Here is a 17357-nt window from a genome sequence, read left to right as displayed (position 1 = left end):
GCAATTTCACAAATAGATCAAGCGAAAAAATCCTTTATGACTTTCTAGACAAGACATAAAGGATTCTTTTATTTTTGTGACTGGAAAGTAATCAAGGGATTGACCGATTGATCCACCGAGATTTCTTCTGTTCCATAACGTTCACCTAAAACATATTTAGCAATATGAATCGTTCGATCGCTCATACGTTCTAAATTGGAGGCAGTATCAATAAACAAGACCCCATCTGCTGCACGCCCTTTTCCACTATTCATGATCGAAATATATTTTTTGCGGAGCATTTTAACCATTTGATCAATTTGTGCTTCTCGACTCAGCATATGCTCAGCCATCTCTTTATCATCCTGTTCAAAAACAATCAAGGAATCTCGAATATTTTTCAGAACTTTTTCAAACAAATCTACCACATCTTCATCATATAAAATCAAGGTGTCACGGTCAGAAACCTTACCGGCTTTTTTCTCTTTTGCTTGTTGTTTCTTTTCAAGTTGAATCGCTTCATTAAGATTTTGAATGATATTGCGGCAGTGATCGCCGATTCGTTCTAGGTCTTTGGTCAATTCTAACATCATTGTCTGCTCATGGCTTTCAGAAATGGTTAATTCGGTTGCTGAAAGCTGAACTAAATATTCAGTCAAACGATTGTCAGTATCATTGATCGCCGTTTCATACTGACTTGCATTTTCCATATCGATACTATTTTGATTTTCATAATAAGCCTTCGTTGCTTCAAAAGCACCTAAGACGTACTCACCCATTTGCAGCAATTCTATTTTTGCCTGATTTAAAGCTAAAGTAGCTGAGTTTTGAATAATCGATTCATTCAAATTGGATGGCTTAAAATCAATGCTTTTGTCTTTTCCAGGAATAATTTTGCGCACAAGCAGCTCGATTTTATCGATAAACCAAAATTGAATCAGTAAATTAGATACATTAAACAATCCATGGGCTACAGCAATCTGCATTGCTGGTTTCAAATTTAGCACAGTAGAAATACGAACCACCACTGCTGTAAACGGAGTTAATAGTATTGTGAAAATAATCGCACCAACTAGGTTAAATACAACATGAGATGCTGCCGTTCGCTTGGCAGCTACACTAACGCCGAATGCAGCAATCACAGCGGTGATCGTTGTACCAATATTATCGCCAAACAGAATCGGTAAAACCGATTCAATTGCCATACTTCCTTGACTATACAATTGTTGTAAAATACCAATCGTGGCACTGGAACTTTGTAACACCATCGTAAGGAGCGTACCGATTCCTACTCCTAAAACTGGATGATGAGAAACATCCACCATTAAATCTGCGAATTGCGGTAACTGGCTTAGGGGAGCCATGCCTTCACCCATTAATTTCAGTCCATAAAATAGACAACCGAAACCAAATAAAATCTGTCCAATATTATTGACTCGCTCTCTTCTCGAAAAGAAAAGCAAGATCGAGCCCACACCAATAATCGGTAAAGAATAAGAGCTTAAATTAAATCCAATGATAAATGCGGTGACTGTGGTTCCCACATTAGCTCCCATAATGACACCAATTGCCTGGCGTAAAGTCATGAATCCAACACTAACTAAACCAACCGTAAGTACTGTAGTACCTGAACTACTTTGAATAATAGCGGTGACGATCAATCCTGCTAAGACTGAACGTAACGGCGTTGATGTAAACGTATTTAAAATTTCCCGCAGCGAATCTCCCGCAGACTTCTGCAGGCCATCCCCCATATACTTCATACCAAATAGAAAAATCCCTAATCCACCGAGAAAAGGAAATAATATTTCTTGATAGGACACATTTGTTCCTCCTTTATATTAGAAGTATCATAGACTAGTCATGTACTCTTTAGCTATCAGAAAAAGCAACTTCTTTTTAAGGGTACAAAAAATCAAGCCTTTTGTAAATGGAATATTGAATTCTTTCACATAAAAATTAATCAGAAGCTAACTTAATAGTAGTATAAAACAAAATAAAGAGACTAAGACGCAACTCTATGAGTCACACCCAGTCTCTTAAAATCTCCCTAAATCTTGAAGTAAAAATAACAACTAGTCAGGTTATTTTATATGAAAACAATCAAACCATCATCATATAGACGCCAGAAGCCACAACTGCTCCCACAACTGGTCCAACAATAGGAACCCAGGAATAGCCCCAATCAGAATCACCTTTAGTCGAAATCGGCAATAACTGATGTGCTAAACGAGGGCCGAAATCACGCGCTGGATTGATCGCATATCCTGTTGGGCCGCCTAAAGACAAACCAATTGATAAAATCAACGCTCCCACAACCAATGGATTTAACCCATCTGTAAAACTATGTTGTGAAAATGACAGCAATCCTAAAACTAAAACAAAGGTACCAATCACTTCAGTAATCATATTCGCTGGATAATTTCGAATAGCTGGACCTGTGGCAAATGTTCCCAATATTGCACCTTGATCTTTTGTGACCTGCCAGTGAGGTAAGTAAGCTAACCACACTAAAACTGCACCTAATAGCGCACCTAATACTTGTGCAATGATAAACGGTACAACCAAACTCCAGTCAAAACTACCCGTCATCGCCATTGCAACCGTCACTGCTGGATTCAAGTGCGCTGGTCCCATGTACCCTGCAACATAAACAGCAATCGTCACAGCCATCGCCCAACCAAAAGCAATCACGATCCAGCCAGAAGCTTCAGCTTTACTTTTCTTTAAATTAACAGCCGCACAAACACCATCACCTAAAAGAATCAAAATCATTGTCCCTAAAAATTCACTGAAAATCTGTGTCATATTGGAAGTATCCATGTTACTTCGCCCCTTCTTTCAAAGTACTCAAGTCAGATTCTGCTATCAATTGATTTAACTCACGTGTATAGTGTTCTTTTTGTTCTTTAGACCACTCATAATAATGACTCATTTCTAAAATCACGCCTTGTTTGACTTCATCGAGCGTATCCCTCATAAAGAGCAAGTGATTCGTTCTACGCACAAGATAATCGGCTGGTGTCAGCACCATCTCATTATCTAAAGCATAGTGTAAGGCTAACGTTTCAGCTAAACTTAAACCGGCTACTGGTTCAGTTACTTTGATTTTTTCAAAAAGTTCAGTCACGTTTGAACCATAGAGATGAACCAAATATTCTGCTGCATCTTGGCTCAACCCTTTTTCCAAACCAATTGTGGCAAGATTATTTAATTCTGTCTCCACGTTTGCTGCATCAAGATTTCCTCCAGAAACAGGATATGTTTTAGAATCGATCAACTCAAATACACAATCAAATTCTTCTTTCAAAATACGTTGAATTTCTTTCAAAGCACCCTCAGCCATCTTACGGTAATCGGTAATTTTACCACCAGATAAGGTCAACAAACCATCATCTGAGCGTTCTAACAAACTACCACGAGAAACTGCAGAAGGATTTTCTTTACTTTCAGCCAGTGAATCTTCTAAGTGATTCAAAACATTTTCCACATCAAAACGGGTTGCTTGCTGATGTTTATACTTATCAACGATATCAATTACTTGATTGAAACTTTCATCGGAGACTTTGCCATTATTACCGCCGTTGTAATCTGAGCCGCCATTTTCTGAAATCAACGGTCTAAGTCCCGCCCAGCTTGCTTCGATGTCATCGATCGTCACGTTTGCTTTAGGATAATGACTATTGACGATTTCTAACAAATAATCGACATCTTCTTGGGTAACAGTAGGATGTTCATAATCTCCAGTATAATCTGTATCCGTCGTGCCAAAATAGGTTTTCTTTTCTCTAGGAACAACGAAGACCATCCGCCCATCGTGTTTACCTGTATCAAAATAAGTTGGTTGTGGGACATACAATTTGCTACTATCTACCACAAGATGGACCCCTTTTGTCGGACGCAGTTGCGGCACTAGCTTCTCTTTCGCATCCAAACCACGAACTTTATCGGACCAAGGCCCTGTCGTATTGATAACAACTTTCGCTTTGATGTCAAATTGTTCACCAGTCAGTAAATCTTCTGCTTTTACACCGATGATTTTGCCTTGAGCATTTTGAATAAAGCCTACCGCTTTAACTTTACTGACCATTAATCCACCATCTGTTGCAGCACGCTTGATATTTTCGATGACAAGACGAGCATCATTATTTCTAAAATCTAGATAGACGCCGCCACCTTGTAAACCTTCACTTTTCAACTGAGGTTCTCTTTCTAATACTTCCTCTTTGGTCAGTGTATAATTCTCATATTTAGTGCCGATAACATTTGCTAGGCGGTCATAAAGATCCATTGCCACTTTGACCGAAAACATATTGAATGTTGCTTTTGGCTCATCATAAATTGGTAATAGCATTGGATCAGGCTTTGGAATATGAGGTGCAATGGCTTGAACAACTGACCGCTCTTGAACTGTATCTGCAACAACTTCTACATCAAAATTTTTCAAATAACGAATCCCGCCATGGACTAATTTCGTCGAGCGTGAAGAGGTTCCTTCCGCAAAGTCCTGCATTTCGATCAACCCTGTTTTCATGCCAGCAGCACTAGCTTGTAAGGCAACACCCGCACCTGTAATACCACCGCCAATGATCAATAAATCTAATTCTTCAGACTTCATCTTTTCAATGGATGCTTGTCTGTTTTTAATTGAAAATGACATACCACTCACTTCTTCCTTTATTTTGATTTATGTTTGAACATTTGTGTGGCAGCGACAGCTTGTTGCCAGCCTTCGTATAAATCATCACGTTCTTCATCAGACATTTTCGCTTCAAACACTTGGCCATCTTCGTAGAACGCTTTTAATTCATCAAGATCTTTCCAAAAGCCAACCGCTAAACCTGCTAAAAAGGCTGCGCCTAAGGCTGTTGTTTCCAAATTTTGGGCTTTTTGAACAGACGTATTTAAAATATCTGCTTGGAATTGCATCAATAAATCATTATTAGCGGCGCCTCCATCTACTTTTAAGATGGGAATAGCGATACCTGTATCTTTTTGCATCGTATCAATGATATCCCGCACTTGATAAGCGACCGATTGCAGTGTTGCTTTTACAAAATCTTCTCTGGTTGTTCCACGAGTTAAACCGAACACAGCACCTCTTGCATCTGAGTCCCAATAAGGTGCCCCCAAACCTGTAAATGCTGGTACGACATAAACTTCATTTTTATTATGTGATTCATTTGCTACAGCTTCTGATTCTGCAGCCGTTTGAATCATCTTCAAACCATCACGCAGCCATTGAATCGCTGAACCAGCTACGAAAATACTTCCTTCCAAAGCATAATAGACTTTTCCATTGATACCATAGCCTACTGTGGTTAATAAATTGTTATCAGAAAGCTGTGGTTTTTCTCCTGTATTCATCACAATAAATGAACCTGTGCCATACGTATTTTTGACCATTCCAGGTTCAAAAGCCATTTGTCCAAACAATGCTGCTTGTTGGTCACCTGCCATACCTGAGATGGGAATTTCGCTTCCATAAAAATGATAATTTTTTGTCAGTCCATAAACTTCAGAATTTGATGTGGCTTTTGGTAACATTACACGAGGAATGTTTAAAATATCTAAAATCTCTTGATCCCAATCTAAATCATGGATATTAAATAGCATCGTTCGACTCGCATTAGAATAATCTGTTACGTGCGTTTCCCCACCTGTCAGCTTCCACACTAACCAAGAATCAATGGTTCCAAATAACAGTTCACCTTTTTCAGCTCGTGCTTGGGCTCCTTCAACATTATCTAAAATCCAGCGAATCTTTGTTGCTGAAAAATAAGCATCAATAATCAAACCAGTTCTTTCATGAATCATGTCCGCATGTCCATCTTCTTTTAATTGATCAGCGATTGGTGAGGATTGTCGAGATTGCCATACAATCGCATTATAGATCGGCAAACCTGTTTGCTTATCCCAAACGACGGTCGTTTCACGTTGGTTCGTAATACCAATACCTGCAATATCAGAAGGTTTAACTCCTGATTCAATCAATGCGCCCGCGATAACAGACTGAACAGAATTCCAAATTTCATTTGCATTATGCTCTACCCAACCAGCCTTAGGAAAAATTTGTGTAAACTCTTTTTGTGAACTACCAATATTATTCCCTTTTTTGTCAAAAATAATTGCTCTTGAACTCGTTGTCCCTTGGTCGATCGCCATGATGTACTTTTGCTCTGTCATTGATGATTCCTCCTAATTTTAAAGCTGAACGAGCTCGTCTTACCTCGACTGAAAAATAGGAAAAATTGATTGAGGTGTTCTTTGCCTCACTCCATTTTTATCTTTTTTCCGAGAGGTTAGCTCGTAAAGTCAGCTTTTTTGTAAACGCTTTATATCCTATGTATTCATCATATCGCAAATGCTTTCTTAAAAACGTCATTTTTTTTTTTATTTCCAAAATAATTGAAAGTTTTTCCGTGGATCGCTCTTTTAGCAACAAAGAACCAAGAACAAAATCAACCAGCATTTTGTTTTTGGTCCTTTTAAACGAATTTATTTTTTATGACGCAACGCTCGAATTTTCATTCTAATTTGATTGATATCATAGGTCGAACCTAATTCGGACAACACATAAACCTCTTTTACAGAACGATAAGCATTCGGCTTACTAACATTTGTAATAATCAAATCATACTTTTTTTTTGAATCATATGTCTCTATTGTTAACCCATTCAAATTTTTCAAACTCAAAACTAATACTTGTGTCAGCACTTCTTTATACAAATGATCCATTTTCAAGTCAATACCGATCCATGTTTCACCAACAATCTCAAAATCAATGATTGCTAAAACGCTTAAATATGTTACTAATGACCATTCATGTAAACTATTGCCCTCTTCATAACTTTCATCAAAATATTCCAAACTTTTCTCCAAAAGTACATGTGAGAAGTCTGCTAATTGATAACTAGAAAAGTTTTGTTCTTTTTGCCAAATATTTTCTCGATCAAACAGTTCCAATTCACCCTTAAAAAAGTACAAACGACTATGAATTTGAGAAAAATAATAAAAAATCTTTTTCTCTAATGCTGGAAAAAATTTTTGTGGACGATAATATAAAATCACATGTTCCAACACAAACGTATCCGCCAAAGATGTTGGTGTCCGTCGCCCTCGAATCAAACTATAGTCAGCAAAATCCGTCTCTGTCAACACTGACATGCTTGTTAAAAAAACAAAATGAAGTAAGCCCTCTTCTTCATCGATTTCTAATGGATAGCGACTAAAAAAGCGTAAAACAAAAGAACGAACTATTTTAAAAAAGGGGTCCTGTTCATATAACTGACTTTTACTAGACAATTCTTTAAATATTTTGTGTTGCACTACGATTCGTTTTTTACTGATTGTCAGCCATAAACTGATTTTTAAGCGACTATGCTCTTCAAATGAAAGATTCAACGCTTTTTCTAAAGATTCGATAATTCTAGCATTTTGAACCGTCAGTGTTTTTTCTTGATGAACTTCATATGGCGTTAAAAACCAATAGACTTGAAAGTAAAAATAACGTATTTGTAGTTCTTCCCCTTTTAACTGACCATTGCGGATTTTAAGACCAAACTCCTTTAATAGTTGGTTTAGCTCTTTAATTTTTCGAAATAATGAAGACTCACTGGTCATAAACTTCGTGGTCAACTGAGCGATTGTAAATTCACGATAATGGAATAAATAATCGATCAGTTCAAATTTGATTGAGGCACGAAGATAATCGTCCAAGACTTGACTTATAGAAAACTGGTCTGACATCTGAACGACCACCCATTGTCCATCATAAAATAGCGAGCATTTATTTTCATATGGTTTTAAATGATAGGCTAGTTCTTTTAAATCACTTTCAAAAGAAGCCTTTGAAACACCTAAATGATCCAACAATTCAATATCAGTGATTCGTCCGCCTGCTAAAATCACCTTTTTTAAAATCTCAACTTCTCTTGCTTCTTTTTTATCTAATAATTCTTCAATTTTCATCCGCTTCACTCCACAAACCTTCTAAGCCTAACTGATTCGTGATATCGAGAACATTTGAATAATAAGGATGATATAAAAAATCTTTCTGATAAAGTTCCTCAAGTGTTTGCTCCATTTGAATACTCATTGCTAACGTATTGATTTTCTCTAATATATCGGCTTTTGAAACCAGCTGTGCCCCTAAAACCTTGTGACTTTCCTTTTCAAAAATAATTTTTCCGTAAATCGTTTCACTTCCCAAAAATAACGAACCTTTTTGCTGTACATGTGCTGTAGAAATAGGCTGATCATGAAAAGAACCTTCTGCTTCCGTCAGTCCAGTACTTGCTATGTAATAATCAACAAGTTTTGTTCCAATCGTTCGAATCGAACCAACAAATGGTCTTGTAGGTTGCATTAGATTTTCAGCCACGACTAATCCTGTCCTAACTGCATTGTTGACTAAGGGGATATAAAAGGACTCATCTGACAGACTATAAGGTACCTGAATGCAGTCGCCTATTGCAAAAATATCCACATGAGAAGTTTGTAAGTACTCATCCACAAAAACTGTCTGATCCGTATGCATTTTAATCTGACCATCCAAATAAGCTAAGTCTGGGCGCACATTCATGGCAAAAATTGCACTATCACATAACAACTGGGATTTTTTGGTTTCGATCATAAGCCCCTCATCTCCATCTGTTATCTTTGCAATAGTTTCATCGAAATGAAACACGACACCGCGGTTGGTCATTTCTTCTTGGACCGGTCTAATCATTTCTTCATCAAAATATTTAAACAATAAGTAATCCATACGCTCAAAAAGATGAACTGCTTTACCCATCTTTAAAAGCGTATCTGCCGCTTCTCCGCCAATTTGTCCCCCACCGATTACGGCTACTTTATCACTGTTTTGTAATTGCTCAATCGCCTTTAACACACCAGACAAAAATTTATATTTTAGCACTTTCTCCGAATCACTTCCCGGAATATTCTGAGCCCATTGACTAGAACCTGTTGCTAAAATTAATTTATCGAACGACATCACACATTCTTTATCTTTTTCCATGTATTTAACAATATGTTGTTTTGAATCTATGCTAATTACTTTTGCACTTAGTAGTAAAGAAATGCCCCATTCTTCTAGTTGTTGCTCCGAAATAAATTGCGCTTTTTCAATAGGATCGATCGTTTCATTAAAATAAAGATTGATGCCGCCAGGTAGATAGCCAATCGTTGCTTGCTTTTCAATTAAATGAATTTCAGCTGCAGGGTGTTTTTTTCTGATTGCCACAGCAGCCGACACTCCTGCAAAAGAAGCCCCAATGATGACGATTTTCACAATAAGACCTTCTTTCTGTATAAGTAGAACGTTTTCTTAAAGGATAGCATACGCTTGACCTAAACGTATAGACATACGCTGATTTGAGTTGATTTTTTAATAAAAAATGACCTGTTTGCTCTATTCTACTCCAGAGTCAACAGGTCATTTTAATTTTCCAGCTATGTGTTAATTGTCTTTCATAAACGCTTTGATCGCTTCAGCATTTTGCTGTTCATCTAACTCGATCACGCTGCCAGAATCTGTATAATCGTTAAATTGCCATGATCCTTCGACTGGAACGGATAATGATTTTAAAGGTTTGACCTTGCCAGTTAAAAAATCTTTTGCTAAATCGATCAAAAGGCTGGTCGGTACATTCGTATCGATTTTCCCAACCATTTTCCCTGCTACTTGAGGCAATTCCCAAATCGGAATCAAATCCTTTGATTGTTCAACTAGCGCATCCATCACTTGCTGCTGACGTCTGATACGGCCGAAATCGCCTTCTTCATCCATCCTAAAACGCGCATACTGCAATAAACTATTACCATGTAATGTTTGCTCACCTTTAAAAATATCCACACCATCTAAATTGATATCTTTTTCAGCTTCGATCGTGACACCCTTAGGATAAAGCTCATCAATAATATCACTGAACTCTTTAAAATCCATGACCACATAATAATTGATTGGTAAATCAAAATTATTTTTTAGTACATCCTTGGTCATTTGAGCCCCGCCATATGCATAAGCTGCATTGATCTTGTCTTGTCCACCATCGGGAAATGTTACATAGCTATCTCTCATGATTGAAATCAATTTGGGTTGCTTCGTTTTTCCATCATAATGTGCGACCATCAAGGTATCCGAACGACCTTGATCTTCATCATCATCTCTAGAATCATTCCCAACGATCATCACGGTTAATTCCTTATCACTTGTTTGTTCGTCACCAGTAAAATTTTGGTTTTTAGTAGGTAGTTTTGCTTCACTCTCTTCTTTGGCTGTTTGAAATGATACTGCTGCATAACAGCCTGCACTCACAACGATTAGCAAAACCGATAGCAAGCTAATGATCATTATTTTTACAGATTTTTTCATTGTACATTCCTTTCTAGACTTCAGCGTTAGATGGGCTAGCTCAACTATTTTCTTGACTAAAAGAAAAAAACTTCACCAAGAAAACTCAGCGAAGGGATTAGATTACAGTCTCTTAAACACATGACAAACAACATGTATCGACAAATTACCTAGATCATCTCTTCGTGGAGTTTTAGCACTATATAACGTAAAAAGCATTGCTTTTAGCTACTTTGAAACACGCCTTAATTCGACGAATTTTGTCCTACCCGTGCCAGTCTTTCGACATTTCTGAGCAGTAGCCTGTGTTTATATAGGAGCCTCACCTAACAAGTATTTAATTCATTTTAAACTATAAGCGTATCCAATCACAAAGTCAAATTAAATTCTACCTGAAACCTTTAGGATAATAAGTCCGCTACCCCGTTATCATTGCTACAACGTAGCTGGGGGGTAGAAGAATAAATTTTTTTTAAGAGTAATCTTTACCCTTTCTTAAAAATTCGTTTATTCTCTTTAAATTCAAATTTTAGATAGACATTCTTTGCGTTATCTGTTTCAATGTTTAAAAGACAGATACTTGGAGGATACCATGGAAAATTTTTTAGAAAAACAACAAGCATTCTTTTTTAATTTTTTAACAGATAGTATCGATAACTTTTTACTCGATCATTCTGATGAAACCTACTATGCATTTGCCTTAGTTTGTAATATTCATGAAGAAGGCGAAATCAACGTATACCTTAATACTGTTGAGCTTTGGCAAGACACAACTGACTATTATGCAACTAAAGGATACACTGACCAACAATTACAAGAGATGAAATATAATGCAAAGGATTGGGATGAAGACCAACAATTTGCTTCTCTTCACCTATTCGATGATTGGGTGGAAGATCCGCAAGCCATTGAAATGGTTCTTGAATGGATTAGTCAACAACTCATTTTGCTAGTTGATAGCGACACCTTTGAACGTATTCCTAAAGCAGCTGATTTTAAAGTATTAGTTTGCGATCATGATGAAGAAGCAGCTGACTCGCAAGAACGCTTTGAAAAATTAACAACATCTGACTATTTCCAATTAAATTGATCAAAAAGCGAGCAGCAGATTTTATTCTTGGGCTCTTTTCAAAAATGCCTACTTTAGCTCAAGGATAAGAAAATTCTTGTTTCTGCTCGCTCTCTTTAACGTAAGCCGACATTTGTAACTCTCTTTATCTAAACAATGTTTGCTCTTCCTATACTAAACCACTTCTAAAAACAAAGCATTAACTCTTCGATTCCAAAAAGTCTAATCGTTATTTCATTCACCTTTGTGATTAATTCCTTTTTATCTAAAATTTGATCTTTTGTTTCAATTTTGATTGTTTCGTTTGCATAGGTTAAAAAATCATACTCCTCTTTCATTCTGACTTGATAATCCTCTTTTTTATATAACGTATAATCATCGAGAACGTCTATCTCATATTCTCGTTTATAACCATTATTTAAAGCAATCGCAGTAACAAGTGAATTGACAGTCAGCTCATCTAACAGAATAGACTTTTCATCTATTATTAATGTATAGTTTTCATTTTCAATTATCCCGCAAACATTACAACCACCGTCTAATAAATCAACTGTTTTAGTAATTGTTGCTTTTTTCATTTTTACTGCTCCTCTCCTACAGCTTCTATTTCTTCTTTGACTATTATATCAAAGATGAAGACATCATGAAAAACAAATTTAGTTTTTCCACTTTGCTATTTAATACGACAAGGTAAAGTGTTAAATTCCCACAAAAATCAATATATTCAGGTCATTATAACGATCAAATCATTTATAGTTATTTTATATTTCTTTTGTATAAATATAGGTAATCTACTACATACAATTAAACCGTAAAAAAAAGTAACTTATAGGAGCTGCCATACTTGAGCACATTTTCTTAGAAATTTAATCGACATCTTCTTCTCTCAATAAGATGTGTGCACTTCTAAAACACAAGGTCTTCCTATTACTTTTTTAATTCTCTTTCAAAAAATGCTGCTACGACATCCATCATTTCTCCCTTGACCAAATGCCCCTCACCTTCACCTACAATAAACTGACTATTTTCAGCATAAGGTTCCGCTTCAATCATTTGATAAAAGTCCGCTGTATCTTCATAAGGAATTTTAGGGTCATCCGTTCCATGCCAAAATAGGACAGGACGTTGTGCCAGCTTTTCAGGTGCTTTTGAAAGATCATAATTTACTACCCAACTAAGTAATAGGGGTAAATCTTGCGGCACAAAAAAATCCATTTCAACTGAACGCTCCATTACCCGTTCAACATAACGCAAAGGCGCTGGTGTCCCCATCATACAAGCAGCAACACTGATTTCTGGATGCTGAGTCAATAAAGCACTGGTTGTGATCCCTCCCATTGACACACCACCTACGCCAATTTTTCCATCTTCGATCAGCTTTTGTTTCTCAAAATGACGCACTAACTGAACAAATTCAATAATATTGTATTGAATACTAGACCAAAATGTCACTGAAGGAATCGATGAAATAGGGCCCGATTTTCGTTCCCCATGATTCATTGCATCAGGTAAAATCACACGGATTCCTTTTCTTGCCAACTTCCTAGCTTGAGTCAGAGATAACTCTTTTGCTGACTGCCAGCCGTGATAATAAATGACAAGTGGTAAAGCATCACTTTTCTTCTCTTCTAAAACAACTTCCAGTAATGGAATTTTTTTGATATAGCGATGTCTAATACTAATTTTCATCCTACTCACTCCTAAAAATGTACTCATTTATTTATCTAAGTATACACCTCAAACTAAAATAGACCATCACCTTTTGTTTATTCGAAAAAATTATATCATCTGTTTTTATTATATTTTTTTCTTCTATGCCTTTTTAAAATAACTCTTAAGCGTAATAATATTAAAATAGTAACAAATATTCCTAAAAATCTAAGGAAAATAATCTTAACCAGTGCTAAGAGAGACTTCTCCTTTTTCATCTTCTTATAACTCGCCTCAATCACTTTTAAATTTTCTGGCAAAACTTGATAGGTCGTACGCCCTTGCCGTTCAATATCACATGCATCTGCATAATTACCTAATCCATCACTTGCCCGCAAATACAGTTTGCCTTCAATTGCTTCTCTATTTAACTTGAACATAAAATTGCCCTCTCTATCAGCAGAAGTTTCTTGATAATGATATTCATCATTATCTGTATAAAAAAGTTCGATTTGATAGGTATTTTTAGATGCTGGCATTTTGATTTCACCAGATATTATAGAATTTTCTTTAGCAAAATTTATCTCTGAAAAAAAGACAGTAGGTTTATCACTGAAAACAATGTATGGCACATTCTTATAATGATAAATCGTGCCTTCTTCAGAAGTAAAACAGAGATCGGTTGAGTAAAGACCAATTTTATCTGTTTTAACAGGGTTATTCTCATAATACATATCTCTGATTTTAATATTCTCTCGATAAAAAATAGTTTCAATAAAACCACTATAAATATGAACTGGCCCATTTAATACAAAACGTGCAAAACTCATATACGGGCTATGTTCAAAAGGAAACTCCAAATAAACGCCATCTTTCTTTGCCTTAATTCTTGTTGTCTCCCCATTTAGAATTTGTTTTCGAGCATATCGACTCGTCAAATCAAAGGAAGCCTGAAAATTCAATTCAGGAGTAAACTCACCAATTTCTTCTCCATAGCAAATAGTAGGATGAAATACAAATAGCAGACCAAGGACCAATAAACTCTTTTTCATATAAAAACTCCTCCAACAAAACCATGATCTCATTGCACTATAAATGACATTGCATAAACATCAGCAAGAACTTAAATATTTCTTGAGATGGAATCATTAAATAACAAATCATATCATTAACAGTATAAATAAATTCTATCATAAAGAAAAGTTTATTTTTATATTTTCTTCCTTTTTACTGTAAAAGTAATAATAAAAAAGCTTTGAATCCTGTTATATATGGATTCAAAGCTTTTAGGTTAAAAACCTTATTTAGTTTCACGGTGTAAAGTAACTTTTCTTTCACGTGGGCAATATTTTTGTTTTTCCAAACGATCAGGATTGTTACGTTTATTTTTGCTTGTAAGATAGTTACGTTCTTTACAAGAAGTACATTCTAAAGTAATGTTTACGCGCATGTGTTTTCCCTCCTATATCTAATTTCGTATTTCTAAGAATTTCTTAGCCTCAAATATCATATCATGTTTATCTACGAATTTCTACCCTTTTGACGAAATTTGTAAAGGAAAACTACTTTACAAATCTTATTGTGCTTTATATTCAGCGTAAGCATTGACGATCGCTGTGACCATTGATTGGTTTGGTCTAGTACTTTCGCTAGTTAAATGAGGTAAAATGACACTCACAGCAATCTCTGGATCATCTGCTGGGGCATAAGCGACAACGTTACTATTCACTGTAACATGTTCTCCCACATTAGTCTCAGCAGTACCAGTTTTAGCAGCAATATCAAGGGCTGCTCCTTGCATATACCGACCTGTCGTAAAGACACCTGTCCCGTGTACTACATCATAGAAACCTTTTTGAATAATGTTCATTTGTTCTGCACTAATATCAACTTTATTTAATTCCTTTGGTTTCATTTCTTCTTTTAAATCACCGAGTGTTCCATCTGACTTGTTATCATAAATACCTTCAACGACATGTGGCGCAATCCGAGTACCACCGTTTGCGACTGTTGCAGCATATTGCGCCAACTGCATTGCTGTATACGTGTCATATTGCCCAAAGGATAAATCGAGTAAATGTCCTGGCATAGGTGCTGCGTCAGTATCAAAAGCTGTATTAGATAAACCAGTCTCTTCCCCTGGTAAATCGATGCCCGTAGAAACACCCATTCCATATTCACCAAATGTCTTACGCAACACATTAAATAATGTTGGATCCCCTGTTTTGTAAGGTAAAACCATATTGTATTGATAATCTGTGTTCATCATTTTCAAGACTAATTTCATCATGTACGCGTTCGATGAATATTCTAATGCTTGTTCTGCATTAAGTGGTATTTGGTTCCCTAGGGTTTTGTTAAATACAGATGACTTTTGTTCACTTCCATAAATTTGTAATGGCTCATCGATCAGTACATCATTTCCACTGATCACACCTTGTTCATAACCAGCTGAAATCGTGGCACCTTTTACCACAGATCCAGGCTCAAAAGCTTTGTTGATTGTGGCTAGTGGATTAGAGGTCACTTCATTCGTGGCCACATCACGATCTAATGCTACCATCGCCATAACAGCTCCAGTTTTCGGGTTCATAACAACAACGTAGGCACCGTCTGAATAAGCAGCATTTCCAGTTGCTAATAGTTGTTGATATTGCTCCCGCACTACTTCTTCTATTTTAGCCTGAAACGCCATATCGATCGTTAATTTCAAATTTTCACCTTTTTTACCTTCTGATACAGGTGTTTGTGTAACGATTTTACCATTACTATCCAGTGTTACTTCTGATATCGCTTTTTGACCTTGAAGAACGTCTTCATATTGTTTCTCTAAATAACTAGTCCCTACCCGATCATTTAATTCATAACCTTTTGCGATATACTCATCAGCTTCTTCAGCTGGTAAACCAGCTTTTTGAGAAGATACTTTTCCGACTAAATTCGTAAGATCGGTGCCGTTTGGGTATTCCCGGTCCCAATCCACTCCAGTTGAAACACCTGCTATTTCTGAGGAGTTTTCGCCAATTATTGCGATCTCATCTTGAGTGACCCCTTCATTTTTGATAAAGGCTGTGTTTAATTCCCCCACAGAATTCATGCGTTTAAAAATGGTCGCAGCTTGTAACGTTTGCTCATCAAAATTGATTTCTTCAGGAGTGACTTTTTCAACTGTTTTAATATACAACGTTGCTTCATCTGTAATTTTATTGCCTTTTTCATCCACCTTGTCAGCATCAGTCAAACGCTTTTGCGCCGCTTTTAAATTTTCAGGATCTGCTAACCAGAAATCCTTCTTATCGCGTTCACTCAAGTCATCTGCTGGTACGTGGATCAACTCATTTACTTTGAGTGCAATAGGAACGAGGTCTTTGGGTTGAACCTTTTTCCCACGAGTATAGGTAATCGCAAGGTTGGCTTTATTGCCGACCAATATGTTCCCTTTTGCATCGTAAATCTGTCCTCTAGGAGCAGTACTTTTGATTTTTAACGTTGAATTTTCTTCTGCTTTTTGTGCATATTGCTGTCCTTCAGCAATTTGTAAGTATCCTAAGCGAACGATCAAAGCCACAAACAAACCAAAGATCACAAAAAACAGTAGGTTTAGTCGAAAGGGGATATGTGATTTTTTACTTTTTTGTGTCATAGGTTCTTCATTATTATTTTTTAATTTATCTAAAAAGCTCATTTTTTTCATTTATTGTTAATCCTCCATATGAGAAAATTCTCGCTTCTCTATTGTAACGAAAAAACACAAAAAAAAATAGAGGGAATCCTCTTACTAAGAAAATATTTAACTTTTATTGAATAAAAACGTCTGGGACATAACTCTACGAGTTATGATGTGCGCCCTAAAAGTTGTACGTAGATTAACCTGTCATTCGACTGGTATGAATTCGGTATTGAACCGGACTCATACCAGTCAATTTTGCTTTTATCCGATGATGATTGTAATAATCAATATAATTTGTAACTGCTCGTTTTAATTCCTCAAAGCTAGAAAAACTACGACCATAATACATTTCTTGTTTCATTAGACCAAAGAAATTTTCCATTAATGCATTGTCCAAACAATTTCCTTTTCGTGACATACTCTGGTATAACTTTGCTTGCTTCAATTGTCTGACATACTGTTGATTTTGGTAATGCCACCCTTGATCGGAATGGATTGTTGTTCGAAAGTTGGTCTTTTTACTTTCTTTAATGGTTGTTTTTAAAGGAATCAATACGCAATCCAACGTTGGTTTTTGCTGAAATTGATAGGCAATGATTTCTCCATTAAAACCATCAAGAAAAGGACTGAGA

At 36.3% G+C, this 17357-nt stretch carries 14 protein-coding genes and 1 riboswitch; of the genes, 1 reads left to right on the top strand and 13 read right to left on the bottom strand.

The annotated features are described in order from the left end of the window. Positions 1-68 precede the first annotated feature (68 nt). From BCR24_RS12685 to BCR24_RS12650, 7 genes are all read right to left on the bottom strand, one after another. Positions 69-1802 (bottom strand): Na/Pi cotransporter family protein, encoded by a 1734-nt coding sequence (locus tag BCR24_RS12685; RefSeq protein WP_069640893.1) that lies wholly within the window; start codon positions 1800-1802, stop codon positions 69-71. Between the two features lie 280 nt (positions 1803-2082). Further along, on the bottom strand, positions 2083-2802 hold the full coding sequence (locus BCR24_RS12680) for an MIP/aquaporin family protein (protein ID WP_069640892.1): 720 nt from the start codon (positions 2800-2802) through the stop codon (positions 2083-2085). A 1-nt stretch (position 2803) separates the two neighbouring features. After that, the gene (gene glpO, locus BCR24_RS12675) at positions 2804-4639 is read right to left on the bottom strand and encodes a type 1 glycerol-3-phosphate oxidase (protein WP_069640891.1); all 1836 of its coding nucleotides are present in this window, start codon (positions 4637-4639) and stop codon (positions 2804-2806) included. A 17-nt stretch (positions 4640-4656) separates the two neighbouring features. Continuing rightward, positions 4657-6165 (bottom strand): glycerol kinase GlpK, encoded by a 1509-nt coding sequence (gene glpK, locus BCR24_RS12670; RefSeq protein ID WP_069640890.1) that lies wholly within the window; start codon positions 6163-6165, stop codon positions 4657-4659. Positions 6166-6477: 312 nt separating this feature from the next. After that, positions 6478-7950 carry a helix-turn-helix domain-containing protein gene (locus BCR24_RS12660; protein WP_069640888.1) on the bottom strand — a complete coding sequence of 491 codons (1473 nt, stop codon included), beginning with the start codon at positions 7948-7950 and terminating at the stop codon, positions 6478-6480. Beyond that, complete coding sequence (locus tag BCR24_RS12655; protein WP_069640887.1) at positions 7940-9274, bottom strand: FAD-dependent oxidoreductase; 1335 nt, start codon at positions 9272-9274, stop codon at positions 7940-7942. The genes BCR24_RS12660 and BCR24_RS12655 overlap by 11 nt, the downstream gene beginning before the upstream one ends. Positions 9275-9442: 168 nt before the next feature. Next, the gene (locus BCR24_RS12650; protein ID WP_069640886.1) at positions 9443-10357 is read right to left on the bottom strand and encodes an LCP family protein; all 915 of its coding nucleotides are present in this window, start codon (positions 10355-10357) and stop codon (positions 9443-9445) included. 150 nt (positions 10358-10507) lie between these two features. Continuing rightward, a riboswitch (M-box (ykoK) riboswitch) is annotated at positions 10508-10677 on the bottom strand. A gap of 251 nt (positions 10678-10928) precedes the next feature. Between BCR24_RS12650 and BCR24_RS12645 the strand changes: the two genes are divergently transcribed. After that, on the top strand, positions 10929-11426 hold the full coding sequence (locus tag BCR24_RS12645) for a DUF4303 domain-containing protein (RefSeq protein ID WP_069640885.1): 498 nt from the start codon (positions 10929-10931) through the stop codon (positions 11424-11426). Between the two features lie 164 nt (positions 11427-11590). On the opposite strand, the gene BCR24_RS12640 is transcribed toward BCR24_RS12645, so the two are convergent. The 6 genes from BCR24_RS12640 to BCR24_RS12615 form a co-directional block, all read right to left on the bottom strand. After that, positions 11591-11983, bottom strand: a complete 393-nt coding sequence (locus BCR24_RS12640) for a DUF4809 family protein (protein WP_069640884.1) — start codon at positions 11981-11983, stop codon at positions 11591-11593. Between the two features lie 349 nt (positions 11984-12332). Then, on the bottom strand, positions 12333-13094 hold the full coding sequence (locus BCR24_RS12635; RefSeq protein ID WP_069640883.1) for an alpha/beta fold hydrolase: 762 nt from the start codon (positions 13092-13094) through the stop codon (positions 12333-12335). A 95-nt stretch (positions 13095-13189) separates the two neighbouring features. Further along, positions 13190-14107 carry a hypothetical protein gene (locus BCR24_RS12630; RefSeq protein WP_069640882.1) on the bottom strand — a complete coding sequence of 306 codons (918 nt, stop codon included), beginning with the start codon at positions 14105-14107 and terminating at the stop codon, positions 13190-13192. Between the two features lie 248 nt (positions 14108-14355). Beyond that, a complete protein-coding gene (rpmG, locus tag BCR24_RS12625; protein WP_002296119.1) occupies positions 14356-14505 on the bottom strand; it encodes a 50S ribosomal protein L33 in 150 nt (49 codons plus the stop codon). A gap of 126 nt (positions 14506-14631) precedes the next feature. Beyond that, the gene (locus tag BCR24_RS12620; protein WP_069640881.1) at positions 14632-16749 is read right to left on the bottom strand and encodes a penicillin-binding transpeptidase domain-containing protein; all 2118 of its coding nucleotides are present in this window, start codon (positions 16747-16749) and stop codon (positions 14632-14634) included. A 172-nt stretch (positions 16750-16921) separates the two neighbouring features. Beyond that, a partial coding sequence (locus tag BCR24_RS12615; protein ID WP_141707059.1) for an IS3 family transposase occupies positions 16922-17357 on the bottom strand: 436 nt, incomplete at its 5' end.

The sequence above is a fragment of the Enterococcus ureilyticus genome, assembly GCF_001730315.1.
Lineage (GTDB): Bacteria > Bacillota > Bacilli > Lactobacillales > Enterococcaceae > Enterococcus_L > Enterococcus_L ureilyticus.
Note: the sequence above shows the minus strand (reverse complement) of the source record. Positions and strands in the feature narration are given on the sequence as shown.